Consider the following 17,333-nt stretch of genomic DNA (forward strand, 5'->3'; position numbering starts at 1 on the left):
GCGACCTGTTGGTGACGGAACCGGCCGCATCCGGTTAATCGCCGAACGGCCGCTCCGCTTGCTGCGCTACCCGGACCATCCGCATCTCGGGCACGCTTTCCCACTCAGGCGGAAGCAGGCCCCGCTTGCCGTCCTGCCGGAAGCCGTGCCGGCGGTAGAAGGCCTGGGCCCTTGGGTTGTCCTCCAGCACCCAGAGGTACGCCGGCGAGTCCCCGATCGCGGCGTGCAGTAAGGCCGCTCCTAAACCCATCCCCTGGGCCCCGCTCAGGATGTAGATCGAGTAAAGCTCCAGCGGAACGGGCCCATCCTCCTCGCGGCCTGGACCGGCGTCGGCAAATCCCACCACATCACTGCTGGAATCCACGGCGATGATCCGCGGGTCAGGACCGTCCAGGTGCTTCCGGCGGCGTTCCACCCGTTCCGGAATAGCGTCCCGGCGGGCGGCGAAGAACTGCGGGGACAGCAGGTGGGGGTAGCACTCCTCGTGCGACAGCGTGTGCATCAGCACCACCGCCTCGGCGTCGTCCGGGGTGGCTTGGCGCAGCTGATAGTCCATGCTTCAGCCTAACCAGGACCATGCCCTGCCACCGTCCGCAGCACAACAGGGCTCCCGCGTCGTCTGGTGATGCACATCAACCTCCTCGGCCTTGCCCTTCCGGAGGGACCGCAGCATACTTATTAGCAGGACTAATTAGCATTGCTAAGCATCTTCAGGAGGCGCAACGCAAGCGTGACCACCACCAACACCGAGAACACTGAAACAACGGAACCCATCAGTCCAGACAGCTTGGCCATAGACCTCCGCACGGCCGTGATGCGCACATCCCGCCGGCTCCGCGTCGAGGCAACGGGAGACGTCATCACCCCGGGCCAGTACACCGTCCTGGCCCAGCTCAACGGGAACGGGGCACAGACCCTCCGCACCCTCGCCGAGCGGGAGCATGTGCAGGCTCCGTCCATGACCCGGATCGTCAATGCCCTGGCCGAGCAGGGTTTTGTGTCCAGGGCCGCCAATCCCGACGACGGGCGGCAGGTCCACGTGGACATCACCGACGCCGGCCGGGCCGTCTTGGCAGAGGCAAGGAACCAGCGGACTGCCTGGCTGGCCCAGCGCGTGGCGGGGTTGAGCGAAGAGGACCGGCTGGTGCTGAGCCGGGCCGCTCACATCATGCAGGAGATGAGCGGCAAATGAGTGCGATGTTCCGGGCTCTGGAAAACCGCAACTACCGGATCTGGGCAGGCGGTGCGCTGGTGTCCAACGTCGGCACCTGGATGCAGCGGGTGGCCCAGGACTGGCTGGTCCTGACCGTCCTCACCAACCACTCGGGCGCCGCCGTCGGTATCACCACCGCGCTGCAGTTCCTTCCCATGCTGCTGCTCGGCCCCTACGGCGGGGTGCTGGCGGACCGCTACCGGAAGCGGGTGATCCTGCTGTGGACGCAGGTGGCCATGGGCCTCACCGGACTGGCGCTGGGACTGCTGGTGGTGACCGGCACCGCGCAACTGTGGCACGCCTACCTGGCCGCCCTTTGCCTGGGCATCGCCAGCGCCATCGATGCCCCGGCGCGCCAGTCCTTCGTCTCGGAGCTTGTGGGGCAGGACAACATCTCCAACGCGGTGGCGTTGAACTCCGCATCCTTCAACACCGCCCGGCTGACGGGGCCCGCCGTCGCCGGTGTTCTCATCGCCTGGGTGGGCACCGGCCCCGTCTTCCTGCTCAACGCTGCCAGCTACGCCGCCGTCATCATCTCGCTGTTCCTGATCCGCATTTCGGAGCTGGCCCCGGCTGCCCAGGCAGGCCGCGGCAAACATCAGGTGGCCGAAGGCATCCGCTATGTCCGCCAGAGGCCGGACCTGGTGCTGATTATGGTCCTGGTGGGCATCCTCGGCGCCTTTGGCATGAACTTTCCCATCATCAACGCGCTGATGACCACCACCGAGTTCGGTGTGGGTCCCAGCGAATTCGGGCTCCTCGGTTCCATCATGGCAGTGGGAACACTGGCCGGCGCGCTGCTCGCGGCACGGCGGGCCGGGCCGCGGCTGCGGTACCTGCTGGGCGGGGCGCTCGGGCTCGGGTTCTTTACGCTCCTTGGCAGCATGTCGCCGTCGTTCTGGCTCTATGCCGCCGTGCTGATACCCGTTGGCTTGGCGTCCATCACCTTCCTGAACAGCTGCAACACCAGCATCCAGCTCTCGGTGGAGCCCCAGTTCCGGGGGCGCGTGCTGGCGCTGTACCTGGCGGTCCTGCAGGGCGGGACGGCCGTGGGGGCGCCGCTGATGGGCTGGATCGGCTCCGAGTTCGGCGCGCGCTGGTCCGTGGCTGCCGGCGGTGCAGTCGTTTTAGTGGCCGCCCTGTCCGCAGTGATCGTGGTCAGCCGGCGGAACCAGCTAACATTCCGCGACAACCTGCGAATCGTGTTCGGCAGGCGCCGCGAGCCGGCGGTGTAGACCGCCCGCCTGATATCGGCGCTCTTCGGTACCTAGCTTTGGGACGCCCCGCCCAGCACCACGTTCACCGGTTCCCTGCCTTCGAGCATCAGCCCGATCTGCTGCCGGACCAGCCGGACCATCCGGGGGAACATCGCCGAGCTGGCCCCGCCCACATGCGGCGTAATCAGCACTCCGGGGGTAGTCCACAGCGGATGATCGGCCGGCAGCGGCTCGGGGTCCGTGACGTCCAAAGCGGCACGCAGGCGGCCGGATGACGTCTCGGCCAGCAAGGCGTCGGTGTCCGCCACCGGGCCGCGGGCCACGTTGACCAGCAGGGCACCATCGCGCATCGCAGCCAGGAATTTCGCGTCCACCAGCTGCTGCGTCTGCTCGCTCAGGGGCACGGTCACCACCACAATCTCGTGCAGCGGCAGCTGTTCATACAGCGAGTCGATTCCAAAAATCTTCCCGGCCGGGTCCTCGCGTTCGCGGCTGGCCATCCGGGTCACGTGTACCTCGAACGGCAGCAGCCGCGCCTCAATCGCCTTGCCCACTCCCCCGTAGCCCACCAGCAGCACGCGCCGGTCCGCCAGGCTGGGCCGCTGGCTGTTGTCCCACGTCCCGCTGGCCTGGTTCCGGACGAAATCGGCCATCCCGCGCTGGCTGGCGATCATCATGCCCAAGGCCAGTTCCGCCGTCGAGGTCTCGTGGACCGCCGCCGCGTTGGCGAAAACGCAACCCTTGGGCAGGACATCCGCGACGCCGTCGTAGCCGATGGACTGGCTCTGGACCAACCCAACATCCACGCCCTCCAAGGCGGCCAACGCCGTCGACTTGCCCATGTAGGCCGGAACCAACAGGTCGAGGCGGCCCTCCGGAGCAGGGCCGGTCAGGTCCCAGAGAACGAAGTCGACGCCGTCGATCGGCTCCAGCGCATCCAACAGTTCCTTGCTGGGCAGGCACACCCGCAGCGGCCGGCTCATGCGGGCACCACGAGCTTGAGTGAGGAAGTCATAAAGGTGATCCTAGTGGGCTGTCCGGCAGAAGAGCAGTTACATGACTGCTCTCACCAGCCCGCTTTACGCCAGCACCCGGGCCGTTGCCAGGACGATGTCCCGCTGACCTGCGTAATGGCCGGTTAGGGAGCCCGTCAGCTCCTCGAGCCAGTCGTTGCCCCTGGATTCGAGGAGAGTTCCGTCCAGGTCAAAGACTGCTCGGGCCTCGAGGATTTGCTGCGCGGCAAGCGCCGCACCGTGCAGCAGCAAGTCCCCCATACCTACCGCCAGCCCCGATTCCCGCCCGTAGCCCGCCAGGAACACTTCGAGGAGTTCAGGGTGCTCCGGCGTGCCCGGACAGGTGCCGATGAGGTCACGGATCGCCGAGGCGACGTCGGCGGCCGCGGGCATCACGCCGGATTCGTCGAGATCGAAGCAGGTTGCTTTACCTTGCGACCATCGGAGGTTGTCGAGCTCAAAGTCCCCATGGCCCACCACGAGGGGACCCGGCTCCCGGCGTTCAGGCAAAATCTTCAGGGCCCGGGCAGCGTCCGCGAGGTCCTGGTCAGGGTGTCCAACCAGGCGGGCAAACACGTCCACCTGTTCCTGGCCGCCCACGGATTCCACCCGCCCAGCGGCCTGGTGGAACCGCCCGAGGGCAGCACCCCAGGCGGCGGCAGCGCCGGCGTCGAGCCCATCCACGTCCAACTCGTCCCCGTCAATCCTTCGCACCACAGACGCGGCCATCTCACCGAGAGGCGTTTTGATGAGCTCCACCGCCCGGCCCGCGCCTGACCTCACCAGTTCCGCCACGGGCGCCCCGGCCTCGCTGAGCCGGGCATGCAGCTGCGCTCCGCGCTGCAGGCGCGCTCCTGCCGTGGACCCGGCCGGAGCGAAGCGCGCGTAGAGGACTCCACGGACGTCACCGCCAGGCGGGACAACAAACACGTGCGCTGCCGAGGACCGCCAGTACCGCAAGCCACCGGCGGGAATGCCCCAAGGCCGGCCAACCGCGTCCGCCACCGCAGACCGCCACTCGTCGTCGACGGTGGTTCGCAACGCGGCGATTTGACTCAGCGGCAGCATGTTGACCATCCTGCCACGCACCACGCCGGGCCCGCGTCAAATTCCGCCCCTCCTCCGGAACTTGATACGGGTTAATAAATGCAAGACCTACTGAATCCCGCCATGCCCCTCATTGCCGTCACGCTGGCCGTGGCCGCAGGTCTGGTCCTGTCCTGGCTGCTGCGCAAGCTCGTCCTGCGCCTCAACCGCAGGCGTCCGGAGCTCCAGGCCACCTCCCGGGTGGCCCGGCAGCCGTTGCGTTTGGCACTGTGCCTCATCGGCGTCCGCACCGCGCTGGGACTGACCGCCGCCGCCGAAAGCTGGCTTCCCGCCGTCGACCATTTGCTCCTGATTGCCCTCGTCGGTTCCCTGGCATGGCTGGCAGTGGCAGTGCTGCTGATCATCGAAGCGGTGGTCCTGGGCCGGTACAGCGTGGACGTCGCGGACAACCGGCGGGCACGCCGGCTTCGGACGCAGATGATCCTGGCCCGGCGGATCGGGGTGGCGCTGGTGGTGGTGCTCGCCGTCGGCTCGGTGATGCTCACCTTCCCCGCCATCCAGGCCCTCGGCGCCGGGCTGCTGGCCTCAGCCGGCGTGATCTCCATCGTGGCAGGCCTGGCCGCCCAGACCTCCCTGGTGAACGTCTTCGCCGGTATGCAGCTGGCCTTCACGGACGCCATCCGCGTGGACGACGTCGTGGTGGTCCAGAAGGAATGGGGCCGGATCGAGGAAATCACCCTCACCTACGTGGTGGTCCACATCTGGGACGACCGCCGCCTCATTCTCCCCTCCACCTACTTCACCACCACGCCCTTCGAGAACTGGACCCGCCGCCAGTCGGAGGTGATGGGCACCGTGGAGTTCGACCTCGACTGGCGCGCCCCGTGGAAGACATGCGCGCCGAACTGCGCACCGTCCTTGCCGGCACGGAGCTGTGGGACGAGCGCGTGGGCATCCTGCAGATCACCGACGCCACCGGCGGATTTGTGCGGGTCCGCATCCTGGTCAGCGCTGCGGACAGCGCCGCACTGTTCGACCTGCGCTGCCTCATCCGCGAGGCCATGGTCAGCTTCCTGCAGCAGGGCCATCCCGAGGCCCTTCCCCAGCAGCGCTGGACTGCGGCAGCGTCCGACGGCGGCACCTCCAACCGCCGTCAGCAGCCAGTGCGCATGCTGGGCGCCTCTGCCCGGGACGGCTCGAGGACTCTGGCTGAGCCACAGGAATCGCAACTTTTCACCGGGTCGATCGAAGCTGTACAACGCTCTCGGGCCTTTACTGGTCCCGGCGAGGATGTGTTCCAGGACCGGGACCAGACGCTGGCCTCAAGGAACTAAAAAACCCCTTGATACGTGACCATATGGTCACCTATCATTGTTCCTATGGATGCCGTGTTCAAGGCGCTCTCCGACCCCACCCGCCGGGACCTGCTCGACGAGCTGTTCCGCGAGGACGGCCAAACCCTGGGTGCCCTCGAAGGACGCTTCGACATGACCCGATTCGGGATCGCCAAGCACCTCAAGATCCTGGAGGAGGCCGGGCTGGTGGTAACCCGGCGTCGGGGGCGTGAAAAGCTGCACTTCCTGAACCCGGTCCCCATCCGGCTCGTCCACGACCGCTGGGTGAGCAAATATGCAGAACCATGGGCCGCTGGCCTCAGCGACCTCAAATCCAGATTGGAAAGTCCCATGGAAAAAATCTTCGAAATCTACATCAAGACCACGCCGGAACGGCTCTGGGAGGCCATCACGGACAGCGAGATCCGCAGCAAATACCAGTTCGGAAACACCATCGAATCGGACTGGACTCCGGGCGGCAGCTTCACCATGAACAACGCCAAAGCCGGCGCACCGCTTGGCGAAGGCGAGAACCTGGAAGTGGACCCGCCGCGCCGGCTCGTTCAGACCATGCGCGCCCTGTGGGGCGAGGACGTCAAGGCCGAGGGAACCTCGAAGGTCACCTGGGACATCGAGCCGGTGGGCGATTCCTGCCGCCTCACCGTGACCCACAGCGATCTCCGCGAAGGTGCCAACGACCAGCTCTACGGCGGCTGGCCCATGATCCTCTCCGGCCTGAAGACCTGGCTGGAAACGGGCGAGAAGCTCACCACGCCCGGCTCACTGATGTACACCTGAGGGTCGCCGACCGAAGATTGTCGGCAGCGGAAACGGGCTGGGGTGCGCTATCCGGCCGGCGGCCGGTTGGTGCCGTCCCAGCCCCTGCGCCGCAGGTTGCGCGTGGCCACCAGCGAACCGCCGATGAACAGCACCCCCAGGACCACGGTGGCGACGCCCACATAGAACCATCCGCCCCGGCCGAAGATCATCAACGCGGCGCCGAGAATGCACAGGCCTTTCGCGGTGATATCCAGGTACAGCTGCACCTTTGGATTGTCCATAGCTCCACGATAAACCTCGCTGGTGATGGCCGCAGCGGCCTTCGGAGCGCTTTACTCCGTACGCTGCCTCCACATGAGGCACACGCCGAACGTGACCAGGCACAGGACCAGCATGGCGAGCACCATGCGTTCCCAGCTTTCCTGGTCCACACCGCTGGCCGCGAAAACACCGATCATCACGGTGGCGGTGATCGCGCCGACGTACCTGCAGGTCTGGTAAATTCCTGCCGCAACACCCCGCTCCTGCGGCCGGGTGGAGACAAACATGCCCTGGTTCGTGGCAATGCTCACCGTTCCGTAAGGAACGCCCATCAGGGCTGTCAGCACCACCACCAGCGGGATCACGAGCGTGCCGGTCAGCAGCCACATGAGCGCGGCCGCCGCGGTCAGGAGCACGACGCCGGCAATCAGCACCCGCCGCACGCCGAACTTTCCTATCCCACTGACTGCCCACGGCGTAGCTACCACGGACATCGCGGCCAGCGGCAGCATCAGCAGGCCCACCACGCCGGGATCGTAGCCGCCCGCTTCCTGCAGCAGCTGGGGCAGGCCGAAGAACACAAAGTAGTAGACGCTGCTGAACACCGCGAAGCCCAGGTAGACCAGCATCAGCGGCCGGTTGCGGCCCAGCAGCCGCAGGTCCAGGAACGGCCGGTTGAAACGCAGCTCACGCCAGGCGAACAAGGCTGCAATCACAGTTCCGGCGGCCAGCATCCACCAGCGGTAGCCGGGCGCTACGTTCAGCGCGGCCATCATCACCAGGAGCAGGGCGGACACGAAACCCAGGATTCCCGGGATGTCCGAGTCCCTGACAAGCTCGGCGACGCTGCCGCGTTCCCGCGTCCCGTCCCGCGGTGCCGCCTGCCGGACGATCAGCAATGCTGCCAACGCCAGGGGGACGTTGATCAGGAACAACGCCTCCCAGCCCACAAAACTCACCAGGAGACCGCCCACCACCGGGCCCACTGCCGCCGCCGACGTGTTGGCCATCTGGAGCCGGCCCAGCGGGCGCGCGGAATCGACGTTTGCCCGGTGCGCTATCGCCCCCACCATCACCACCGCACTTGGATAGGCGGTGGCTGTGCCCAGTGCCATCACGGCCCGCGCCACGCAGAGCAGGGCGAAGTTCGGTGCCAGCGGCGCCAGCGCGCAGGTGAGGGCAACCAGTGCCATGCCCAGCATGAACATCCGGCGCGGTCCGAACCTGTCGGCCAGCCGGCCCATCACCGGTTGCCCGGCCGCCGAGGCGAGGTAAAAGGACGTGACCACCCACGTGACAGCCGCGACGTCGAGCCCGAAGTCGGCGCGGAGCACCACAAGGGCCACGGCGATCATTGAAGAGTTCAAGGGATTCAGTGCCGTGCCCAGGCTGAGGCCGGCGACGGCCAAGGCAGTCCGGGGTTTGTTGCTCACGGAAACAGTCTGGTGCACCCGAACCGGCATGCGCGACTTTGATGAACTAACGTGCCTGGCCGCCGGCCTGCACGGGCGGGAACAGCGATTCTTCAACGAGGCCAGTGAGCTCGCGGATGGCCTCAGCCTGCCGGGGCTCTTCAACGCCCTCGGGGTTCTCGGTGTAGATCACCAGCACAAAAGAGGATCCGCGGTACGTCAGGACTGCAGCGTCATGAAGTTCGCCGCCAAATTCCCCGTACTTGTGGAACACCTCGACGCCGGCTTGCGACCCCGCTGGAATCAGTTCCTCGTTGTTGGTGTCCTGCATGGAGCCGAGCAACCGCGCCGTGTTCTCCGCGTTAAGCAGGTCCCCGGTGTAGAGCTGTTTAAGGACCAGGGCCATCTCAGCAGGAGTCAGGAGATTCTCCTCCGGATCGTAGGCGACGCCGATCGAGGCGGCGTATTCGGTCAGCTGGGGGTATCCCACCGCATCCATCAGCAGCAGCCAGGAATCGTTGTTGCTATCGTTCACCATGGCCTCGAGCTGGAACGCCGCGTCATAATCGCCCAACGGCTCGTCCAGCGCCGCCTCGCCGGTTTCCACCAAGTGGTAGTAGGCGGCCGCGGTGATGATTTTCGCGGTGCTGGCGGCTGTGAAGGCTTCCTGGTCGCCGAAGGTCAGTGCGGCATCGCCGGACACGTCCGCCAAAGCCACGCCGATCCGGTAGTCATCGTATCGCTCCAGGACGGAATCGATGCGGTCCTTGAGTGCAGCCGGGGCCACAGCCACTGGGGCTTCGGGGACAGCGGCGGGAACTGGGCCGGCTACGCCGGTTAACGGCCCGGACCGGACGGAGGCGAAGACGAGGCTGGCTCCAATGACGAGTGCGACGGCTGAGAACAACAGCGCCAGCAGCAGAATCCTTCGACCGTTCCGGGGCGCTCGGAAGTGCCGCCCGGCCGGGCGCAGCGCTGGGTCCGCAGACATAGAACTCCTGCAAGCTCGATGATCATAAGATCGCATCGGGTGCCCAGCGCACACCGATGCTAAGGAGCCTGATTAAATCACATGATCTTGGGCGCTGCCTGAACGCCCCTGCCTGTCAGGGGGTGCGGGCGGAGAGCGCTGTGTCCAGGAACTCGAGATGGGCCGGAGCCGTGCGGACCGTCTTGCCATCGTACTCAGGGTGCTTCGTAAGGAACTTCTTGATGTAGGGACAAACGGGAACGATGCCCCGCCCGGCACTCACGGTTTCATCCAAGGCCGCCGTGGCGAGCTGGCCTGCCAGGCCCTGGCCGCCGTATTCCTCATTGATGACGGTGTGGTAGAAAATCCGCTGGGGTGAGGCGCCGCCGTCGTAATCCTTGTACGCTGCCTTGCCGATCACGTTGCCGGCGTCGAGGATTTCGAAGCGCTGGCGGTCGGGGTTGTGGCGGACGGTGATCTGGCTCAAGGGAACTCCTTCGATGCGGTGACTGTGCTGCCCCTGCAAAGCCTAACCCGGGCCGGGCAGCCCTTATTTCCGCATCCATTCCCGGCTGGACCACCGCCCGCCGTTGACGCCCTAGTTCAGGTATCCATTCGGGTTGAGGACATACTTCGTGGCTGCGCCGGCATCGAATTCGGCGTAACCCTGTGGTGCCTCTTCCAGGGTGATGGGCTTGGCGTTGACGTTCTTGGCGATGCTCACCCTGTCGTGCAGGATGGCCATCATCAGTTGCCGGTTGTACTTCATCACCGGGCACTGCCCCGTGGTGAAGCTCAGCGACTTGGCCCAGCCGGTGCCCAGGCTGAGGCTCAGGGCGCCCTTCTTTGCGGCCTCGTCAATCCCGCCCGGGTCACCGGTGACGTAGAGGCCTGGGATGCCCAGGGCGCCGCCCGCCGCGGTGATGTCCATCAGCGAGTTCAGCACCGTAGCCGGCGCCTCCTCTGCGTTCTTTCCATGTCCGTGTCCCCGCGCCTCGAAGCCGACGGCGTCCACGCCGCAGTCCACTTCCGGCACGCCGAGGATCTGTTCGATCTGCTCCGCCGGGCCGCCCTTCGTGAGGTCCACTGTTTCGCAGCCAAAGCTTCGGGCCTGCGCCAGTCGGTCCTCGTTGAGGTCGCCAACAATGACGACGGCGGCGCCCAGCAACTGCGCGCTTGTTGCCGCTGCGAGGCCTACCGGACCGGCGCCTGCCACGTACACAGAGGAACCGACACCAACCCCGGCACTCACGGCGCCATGGAACCCCGTGGGGAAAATATCCGAGAGCATGGCCAGGTCCAGGATTTTTTCCATGGCCCGGTCCTTGTCCGGGAACTTCAGCAGGTTCCAGTCGGCGTACGGAACCAGCACATAGTTGGCCTGTCCGCCCACCCAGCCGCCCATGTCCACGTATCCGTAGGCGCTGCCCGGACGGTCCGGATTCACGTTCAGGCAGATGCCGGTTTTGCGTTCCTTGCAGTTCCTGCAGCGGCCGCAGGCAATGTTGAACGGCACCGAACAGAGGTCACCGACTTTGATGAACTCCACGTCGCGGCCCACTTCCACCACCTCGCCGGTGATCTCGTGGCCCAGCACGAGGTTGGGTGGGGCTGTGGTGCGGCCGCGCACCATGTGCTGGTCGGAGCCGCAGATGTTGGTGGCCACTGTTTTGAGGATGACGCCATGGTTGACCGCCCGCCCCACATTCGCCGGGTTGACGCCCGGGCCGTCCTTGAGTTCAAAGGTGGGGTAGTCGATGTCAATAAGTTCAACCTTGCCTGGCGCTTTGTAGGCAACTGCTTTGTTCCCTGTCATCAGTTTCTCCTGTAGTCAGGCCGGCCCGGTGGGGCAGCCGTGGTTCCGGGTAGGTGTAGTACCCCTTCAGGCAGGGCCGGGCCTGATCACAATGCGCCTTCCTTGGTGCCACGTGATCGGGCTTGGATGCTCCTGGGCTGAGGTTCGGCCAGTCTAGGCGTGGCCGGAAGGCAGTTCCAGAGCCAGTAGTGATAGGCAGCTACCCTGTTTTGGATTAGGGGTTTTAGGAACCCCATGACTTCCGTTGCCAAGCCTTGTAGTGTCGGCACCGGAATGCAGGTACGCAGCAATGGCCCTCACGACAGGAGCAAACTCATGGCAGTCAGTGACGAAGAAGCACGGGTACTGGACCAGTGGAGCAACCGGCTTGCCCAGGCGCTGCAAATTTTGGATTTGGACGTGGACAACGAGTTACTCCTTGACCTGGCCCGCAGGTCAGCGGACTCGATAATCCACCCGGCCGCCCCGGTCACCACCTTCCTGGTGGGTTATGCCGCCGGACTGGAAGCTGGTACCGGCAGCGCCGGGACCCGGGAGGCGTCAAGCGCTGCGGTAGCCAGGGCTGCCGGCGTTGCTTTCGGGCTCTGCGACGACGGGCACGACGGCGGCCCCGCCAGCAAGGGCTGGGCCGACACCGCGCAGTAGCTAGGCACTTCCCAGTAGCTGACACCGCGCAGTAGCTATCCCGCCGCCGTCGGCTCCTCTTCAAGTACGGGAACGGGCTCCAGCCGGACGATCACGGCCTTGGACGCCGGCGTCTGGCTTCCCTCCGCCACGCTTTCCAGCGGCACCAGGACGTTGGCTTCCGGATAGTACGCCGCGGCGCATCCTCTGGCGGACGGGTAGGAGACCACCCGGTAGTTCCGCAGCACCCGGTCCACACCGTCCGAATACACGCCGTGGATGTCTACGTGCTGCCCGTCCTCAAGGCCCAGCTCGGTGAGGTCCGCGGGGTTTACGAACACCACTTCGCGGCCCTTCTTGATGCCGCGGTACCTGTCGTTGTGCCCGTAAATGGTGGTGTTGAACTGGTCGTGCGAGCGCATGGTCTGCAGGATGAGGCTCCCCGCGGGGCGTTCCACATGCTCCAGTTCGTTAACCGTGAGGATGGCCTTTCCAGTTGGTGTGTTGAAGGTGCGGGAGTCGCGCGGCCCGTTGGGCAGGACGAAGCCGCCCTCCTGCCGGATCTTCCGGTTGTAGTCCTCGCAGCCCACCACCACGTGCGAAATGTGCTCCCGGATCAGGTCGTAGTTCTTTTCGAAGCCGGCCCAGTCGGCCGACGTCCGGTCCCCCAGCGTGGCCGCGGCAAGCCGGCAGACGATGGCTACCTCGGACAACAGCCCCGGCGCCACCGGCTCAACGGTGCCGTGTGAGGCGTGCACCGCACAGACGGTGTCCTCCACCGAAACGAACTGCGGTCCGGATTCCTGCCGGTCGATCTCGGTCCGGCCCAGCGTGGGCAGTATCAGCGCCTCGGCCCCGGTCACGCCATGCGAGTGGTTGAGCTTGGTGGAGATCTGGACCGACAGCTCCGTTTTTTCCATCGCTGCTTCAGCTGCATGCGTGTCCGAAATGGCTCCCACGAAATTGCCGCCGAGGGCGATAAAAGCCTTGATGCCGCCGTCGCGCATTGCCCGGACCGTCTGGACGGCGTCCAGCCCGTGGTCACGCGGCGGTTCAAAATCGAACTCCCGCCCCAGGGCGTCCAGGAAGGCCGGCGGCATCTGTTCCCAAATGCCCATGGTCCTGTCGCCCTGCACGTTGCTGTGCCCGCGGATGGGCGAGGCGCCGGCACCCGGCTTGCCGATGTTGCCCCGGAGCAGCAGGAGGTTGATCATCTCCTTGATGGTGGCTACGCCCTTCTTCTGCTGCGTGATGCCCATGGCCCAGGTGATGATCACCTTGTCCGCGGCCAGGTAGCGGGAAGCAAGCTCGTCGATCTCCTCTGTGCGCAGCCCGGTAGCCTCCAGGACGGCGGACTCGTCCAGCCGGGAGAGGTGGGCCTTGAGTTCCTCCAGCCCGTCGCAGTGCTCCGCCAGGAACTCATGGTCCAGCACGGTCCCGGGGTTGGCTGCCTCGGCGTCAAGGACGCGCTTCGAGACGGCCTGCAGCAGCGCCATATCGCCGCCGATCCGCACCTGCAGGAACTGGTCTGCCAGGTCCGTGCCGTGCCCGATGATGCCCTTCACCTTCTGCGGGTTCTTGTACCGCATCAGGCCGGCCTCCGGCAGCGGATTCACGGCGACAATGTTCGCCCCGGCCTCCTTCGCCTCCTCCAGCGCGGTGAGCATCCGCGGATGGTTGGTGCCCGGGTTCTGGCCCATGATGATGATCAGGTCCGCCTTGGCGAAGTCGTCATAGGAAACCGTGGCCTTACCCACGCCGATGGTCTGCCCCATGCCCCAGCCGGACGACTCGTGGCACATGTTGGAGCAGTCCGGCAGGTTGTTGGTGCCGTAGGCGCGGATGAACAGCTGGTAGAGGAAGGCGGCCTCGTTGGACGTCCGGCCGCTGGTGTAGAACGCGGCCTGGTTGGGATCCGGAAGGGACTTCAGCTTGTCGGCGATGATGCCGAAGGCCTGATCCCAGCTGACCGGCCGGTAGTGGTCCTCCCCCGCCTTCTTGTACACGGGTTCGGTCAGGCGGCCCTGCATGCCCAGCCAGTACTCGGACCGCTCCCTTAGCTCGGAGACCGGATGCTCCGCCCAGAACTCCGAACTGACCACCACAGGGGTGGCCTCCCAGGTGACTGCCTTGGCACCGTTCTCACAGAATTCAAACGTCTTGCGGTGGCCCGGGTCCGGCCACGCGCAACTCATGCAGTCAAAGCCGTCCTTCTGGTTCAACGCCAACAGGGTTTTCCGCGTCCTGTCCACGCCCATATGCTTCAGTGCAGGCTGCATGGAGTAGTAGACGCCGGGCACTCCGGCCGCCCAGGACTTGGGGTGTCCGGTCACCTCAAGCTCGGACTCGTCGGCTTCTTCGACCTTCGGGTTCTTCCGCGTCACGCTGCACACTCCTTGGCTGTTCCTGGTCCCCACAAGCCACGGCACACGCCGGCGGACCAGTTCCTTCCACAGTTGTTCAGGGTGGCTGGGAAGTCAAGGATGGGGCGCCCCGTTGGTGGACAACGGGAAAACCGGAGTGCCGGTTTGTCCACATGGCAGATGGACCGGGACGACGCCGGGTCCCGGCCCGCGCTAGGCTTGATACCTCGGCTGAAGCAAGCGGCCGCAGGACCCACTGTGCGGAGCCGCTCCCAAATGTCCGACGATCTTGCCCTCAGCGCCCTTGCGGCGTCCTCCTTTTCCTTACCCCACCTGCGCGACGGCCAGCTGGACGGAATCCGCGCCCTTGCCGAAGGCCGCGATGTCCTGGCCGTGATGCCCACCGGCTACGGCAAATCCGCCATCTACCAAGTGGCCGCCCGGCATCTTCACACCACGACAGGCCGCCCCGCCGTTGTGGTTTCCCCGCTCATTGCCCTCCAAGAGGACCAGCTGGACGGGTTGGCCGACGAGCTGGGCGAAGGGGCCGCCGTCGCCGTCAATTCCTCCCGCAGCGACGCCGAGGTGGAGGCCGCCTGGCAGACTGCTGAGACCGGCGGGGCAACCTTCCTGTTCCTCGCGCCCGAGCAGCTGGCCAAGCAGGAAACGGTGGACCGCATCGCCAAACTGGACGTCTCCATGTTCGTGGTGGACGAAGCCCACTGCGTCTCCTCGTGGGGCCACGACTTCCGGCCCGACTACCTCAACCTCGGCAACGTCCGCCAACGGCTGGGCAACCCGCCAGTTGCTGCCCTGACCGCCACTGCCTCTCCACCCGTGCGGGACGAGATCGCGGAACGGCTGGGCATGGAGGACCCGCTGGTCCTGGTCCATGGCTTCGACCGTCCCAACATCTCCCTCGACGTGGTCCGCCACCAGGAGGACAGGGGCAAGCGCAAGGCCGTGCTGGAGCAGGTTGCGGCGCTGGCCCGGGATGACGGGCAGGGGCTGCTGTACGCCGCCACCCGCAAGGACACAGAGAAGTATGCCGCCAGGCTCGACAAGGAAGGCCTGCGTGCGGAGGCGTACCACGCGGGCCGGTCCGCAGGAGACCGCGAGCGCATCCACGAGCAGTTCCTGGACGACCAGCTGGATGTTGTGGTTGCCACCACAGCCTTCGGCATGGGCATCGACAAACCCAACGTGAGGTTTGTGGTCCACGCGGACATCCCGGAATCGTTGGACGCGTACTACCAGGAGATCGGCAGGGCGGGCCGTGACGGCGGCCCCGCTTCCGCAGTGCTGCACTACCGTGCCGAGGACCTTGGCCTGCGCAAGTTCTTCGGTACCCACTCCCCGGATCCGGACTCGCTGCTGGCCGTGTTGAAGGTCCTCAAGTCCGCCGGGGCACCCACACCCAAAACCTCCCTGGCGGAGCTCACCGGATTCCCGGTCCGGCGCGTCACGGGGCTCGTGAACCAGTTGGAGGAGGCGGGGGCGGCAGCCACCGGCAAGCGGGGCATCCGCCTCACCTCCAAAGCCAAGCTGCCCGCTCTGGTGGACCGCGCCGTCGACATGGCCGAAGCCCGGCAGCGCGTTGACCAGTCACGGCTCACCATGATGCGCGCCTACGCAGAGACGGACAGCTGCCGGCGGCAGTTCCTGTTGTCCTACTTCGGCGAGGACCTGCCGGAACCGTGCGGCAATTGCGATGCCTGCGCGGATGCTGCGGGCCGCGCGGATGCTCGTGGCCTGGAAACCGGGAAGCACGACGACGGCGGGCCGGCGTCCGCGGAACCAGCCGCCTCAGGTGCCGCAGATCCGTTCCCCCTCCAATCGGCCGTGGTCCACAAGGAGTGGGGTCCGGGGCTGGTGATGCGGCACGAGGACGACGTCATCACCGTCCTGTTCGAACAGGAGGGCTACAAGACGCTGTCCCGTACCGCCGTCGTGGAGCATGAACTCCTGAAGCCTGCTTAGGTGCTGCCCGCTTAGGTACGCTGGAAGGACACTGACGACGAAAGGCCCGCCGCGTGGAAGTACCTTCTTATGTCTGGACCCTGACCATCGCAGGAATTGTTGGCCTGCTGGCCTTCGACTTCTTTTTCCACGTGCGCAAGGCACACACGCCGTCGCTCAAGGAATCCGCCACGTGGTCTGCCATCTATGTGGGTATTGCGCTGCTGTTCGGGCTGGGTGTGCTGGTTTTCGGCGGTCCGACCATGGGCACGGAGTACTTCGCGGGATACGTGACGGAGAAGGCTTTGTCCGTCGACAACCTGTTTGTGTTCCTCATCATCATGGCCAGCTTCAAGGTGCCGCGTGCGGACCAGCAGAAGGTGCTGCTGTTCGGCATCGTCTTCTCGCTGATCGCCCGCACCGCGTTCATCTTTTTGGGAGCCGCGCTGATCAACAGCTTCGCCTGGGTGTTCTACATCTTCGGACTCATCCTGCTCGTCACCGCCGGCAACCTGCTCCGCCCGAACGCCCACGACGACGAGTCTGAAGGGCTGGTGGTCCGGCTCGCCAAGAAGTTCCTGCCCGCGTCGGAACACTACGATGGCGACAAGCTCTTCACCATCGAGAACGGCAAGCGCGTCCTCACGCCAATGCTCCTGGTAATGGTTGCCATCGGCGGCACGGACATCCTCTTTGCCCTTGATTCCATTCCGGCGATCTTCGGCCTGACCCAGAACGTCTTTATCGTCTTCACCGCCACCGCTTTCTCCCTGATGGGCCTGCGGCAGCTGTTCTTCCTGATTGACGGCCTGCTGGACCGGCTGATCTTCCTTTCCTACGGCCTGGCAGCAATCCTTGGCTTCATCGGCGTAAAGCTCATCCTGCACGCCCTCCACGAGAACACACTTCCGTTCATCAACGACGGCCAGCACGTCAACGTGGTGGAAGTCAGCACCCAGGTCTCCCTGAGCGTAATCCTCGGCGTCCTGCTGGTCACGGTCCTGGCATCCATCTTCAGCCCCAAGGGCAAGGCCAAGAACGCTGTGAGTGGCGCCAGGCGCCACGCCAACGAATACCTGGATCTCAACTACGAGACGGACATGGTGGAGCGGGACAAGATCTTCGCAAAGATGTGCCGCGAGGAGGACCAGATCCGCAAGCTGCCAGTGAAGTACAAGAAGCTCATCCGGAACGAGACCCAGTTCATGGACCTGCTGCGGAAGGCCCACATCGAGCACGACAAAGCCCAGGTGCGCGCGGACGCGAAGGGCTGACCCGGCCGCATTGTCAGGGCCTCTTGCTAGGTTTGGTTCATGGCCGGGGA

The 17,333-nt window shown here is 65.6% G+C and carries 15 protein-coding genes and 1 pseudogene; 7 read left to right on the top strand and 9 right to left on the bottom strand.

All coding sequences use genetic code 11. From position 1 onward, the window contains the following. Positions 1–34 precede the first annotated feature (34 nt). On the bottom strand, positions 35–556 hold the full coding sequence (locus M1D32_RS14745; RefSeq protein WP_458779385.1) for an N-acetyltransferase family protein: 522 nt from the start codon (positions 554–556) through the stop codon (positions 35–37). 174 nt (positions 557–730) lie between these two features. On the opposite strand from M1D32_RS14745, the gene M1D32_RS14750 reads away from it, so the two are divergent. Both M1D32_RS14750 and M1D32_RS14755 read left to right on the top strand, forming a co-directional pair. Continuing rightward, positions 731–1,192, top strand: coding sequence for a MarR family winged helix-turn-helix transcriptional regulator (locus M1D32_RS14750; protein ID WP_458779386.1), 462 nt, complete (start codon positions 731–733; stop codon positions 1,190–1,192). After that, positions 1,189–2,448 (top strand): MFS transporter, encoded by a 1,260-nt coding sequence (locus tag M1D32_RS14755; protein WP_458779387.1) that lies wholly within the window; start codon positions 1,189–1,191, stop codon positions 2,446–2,448. Before M1D32_RS14750 ends, M1D32_RS14755 begins: the two co-directional genes overlap by 4 nt. Positions 2,449–2,480: 32 nt before the next feature. Here M1D32_RS14755 and M1D32_RS14760 read toward each other — a convergent pair whose 3' ends face one another. Together M1D32_RS14760 and M1D32_RS14765 are read right to left on the bottom strand one after the other, a co-directional pair. Further along, entirely contained in the window at positions 2,481–3,413 is a 933-nt protein-coding gene (locus M1D32_RS14760) for a 2-hydroxyacid dehydrogenase (RefSeq protein WP_458779388.1), read from the bottom strand. 96 nt (positions 3,414–3,509) lie between these two features. Then, a complete protein-coding gene (locus tag M1D32_RS14765; RefSeq protein ID WP_458779389.1) occupies positions 3,510–4,511 on the bottom strand; it encodes a phosphotransferase in 1,002 nt (333 codons plus the stop codon). A 102-nt stretch (positions 4,512–4,613) separates the two neighbouring features. On the opposite strand from M1D32_RS14765, the pseudogene M1D32_RS14770 reads away from it, so the two are divergent. Next, a pseudogene (locus M1D32_RS14770) lies at positions 4,614–5,824 on the top strand (mechanosensitive ion channel family protein). A gap of 45 nt (positions 5,825–5,869) precedes the next feature. After that, positions 5,870–6,622, top strand: a complete 753-nt coding sequence (locus tag M1D32_RS14775) for an ArsR/SmtB family transcription factor (RefSeq protein WP_458779390.1) — start codon at positions 5,870–5,872, stop codon at positions 6,620–6,622. Positions 6,623–6,669: 47 nt separating this feature from the next. On the opposite strand, the gene M1D32_RS14780 is transcribed toward M1D32_RS14775, so the two are convergent. The 5 genes from M1D32_RS14780 to fdhA all read right to left on the bottom strand — a co-directional run bounded on the left by M1D32_RS14780 (position 6,670) and on the right by fdhA (position 11,063). Continuing rightward, on the bottom strand, positions 6,670–6,885 hold the full coding sequence (locus M1D32_RS14780; protein ID WP_163165516.1) for a hypothetical protein: 216 nt from the start codon (positions 6,883–6,885) through the stop codon (positions 6,670–6,672). 51 nt (positions 6,886–6,936) lie between these two features. Beyond that, positions 6,937–8,298: an MFS transporter gene (locus tag M1D32_RS14785; RefSeq protein ID WP_458779391.1), complete on the bottom strand. Its 1,362-nt coding sequence runs from the start codon at positions 8,296–8,298 to the stop codon at positions 6,937–6,939. Between the two features lie 46 nt (positions 8,299–8,344). Continuing rightward, positions 8,345–9,268, bottom strand: coding sequence for a serine hydrolase (locus tag M1D32_RS14790; RefSeq protein ID WP_458779392.1), 924 nt, complete (start codon positions 9,266–9,268; stop codon positions 8,345–8,347). Between the two features lie 115 nt (positions 9,269–9,383). Then, complete coding sequence (locus M1D32_RS14795) at positions 9,384–9,734, bottom strand: GNAT family N-acetyltransferase (protein WP_458779393.1); 351 nt, start codon at positions 9,732–9,734, stop codon at positions 9,384–9,386. 111 nt (positions 9,735–9,845) lie between these two features. Continuing rightward, positions 9,846–11,063, bottom strand: coding sequence for a formaldehyde dehydrogenase, glutathione-independent (fdhA, locus tag M1D32_RS14800; RefSeq protein WP_458779394.1), 1,218 nt, complete (start codon positions 11,061–11,063; stop codon positions 9,846–9,848). Between the two features lie 315 nt (positions 11,064–11,378). Here fdhA and M1D32_RS14805 point away from each other — a divergent pair, with 315 nt between their 5' ends. After that, positions 11,379–11,708: a DUF6457 domain-containing protein gene (locus M1D32_RS14805; protein ID WP_458779395.1), complete on the top strand. Its 330-nt coding sequence runs from the start codon at positions 11,379–11,381 to the stop codon at positions 11,706–11,708. Between the two features lie 35 nt (positions 11,709–11,743). On the opposite strand, the gene M1D32_RS14810 is transcribed toward M1D32_RS14805, so the two are convergent. Beyond that, entirely contained in the window at positions 11,744–14,071 is a 2,328-nt protein-coding gene (locus M1D32_RS14810; RefSeq protein WP_458779396.1) for an FdhF/YdeP family oxidoreductase, read from the bottom strand. Positions 14,072–14,326: 255 nt separating this feature from the next. On the opposite strand from M1D32_RS14810, the gene M1D32_RS14815 reads away from it, so the two are divergent. Continuing rightward, complete coding sequence (locus M1D32_RS14815; protein WP_458779397.1) at positions 14,327–16,030, top strand: RecQ family ATP-dependent DNA helicase; 1,704 nt, start codon at positions 14,327–14,329, stop codon at positions 16,028–16,030. A gap of 53 nt (positions 16,031–16,083) precedes the next feature. After that, entirely contained in the window at positions 16,084–17,283 is a 1,200-nt protein-coding gene (locus tag M1D32_RS14820; RefSeq protein WP_458779398.1) for a TerC family protein, read from the top strand. Positions 17,284–17,333 lie beyond the last annotated feature (50 nt).

Source organism: Arthrobacter sp. D3-16 (assembly GCF_054408515.1).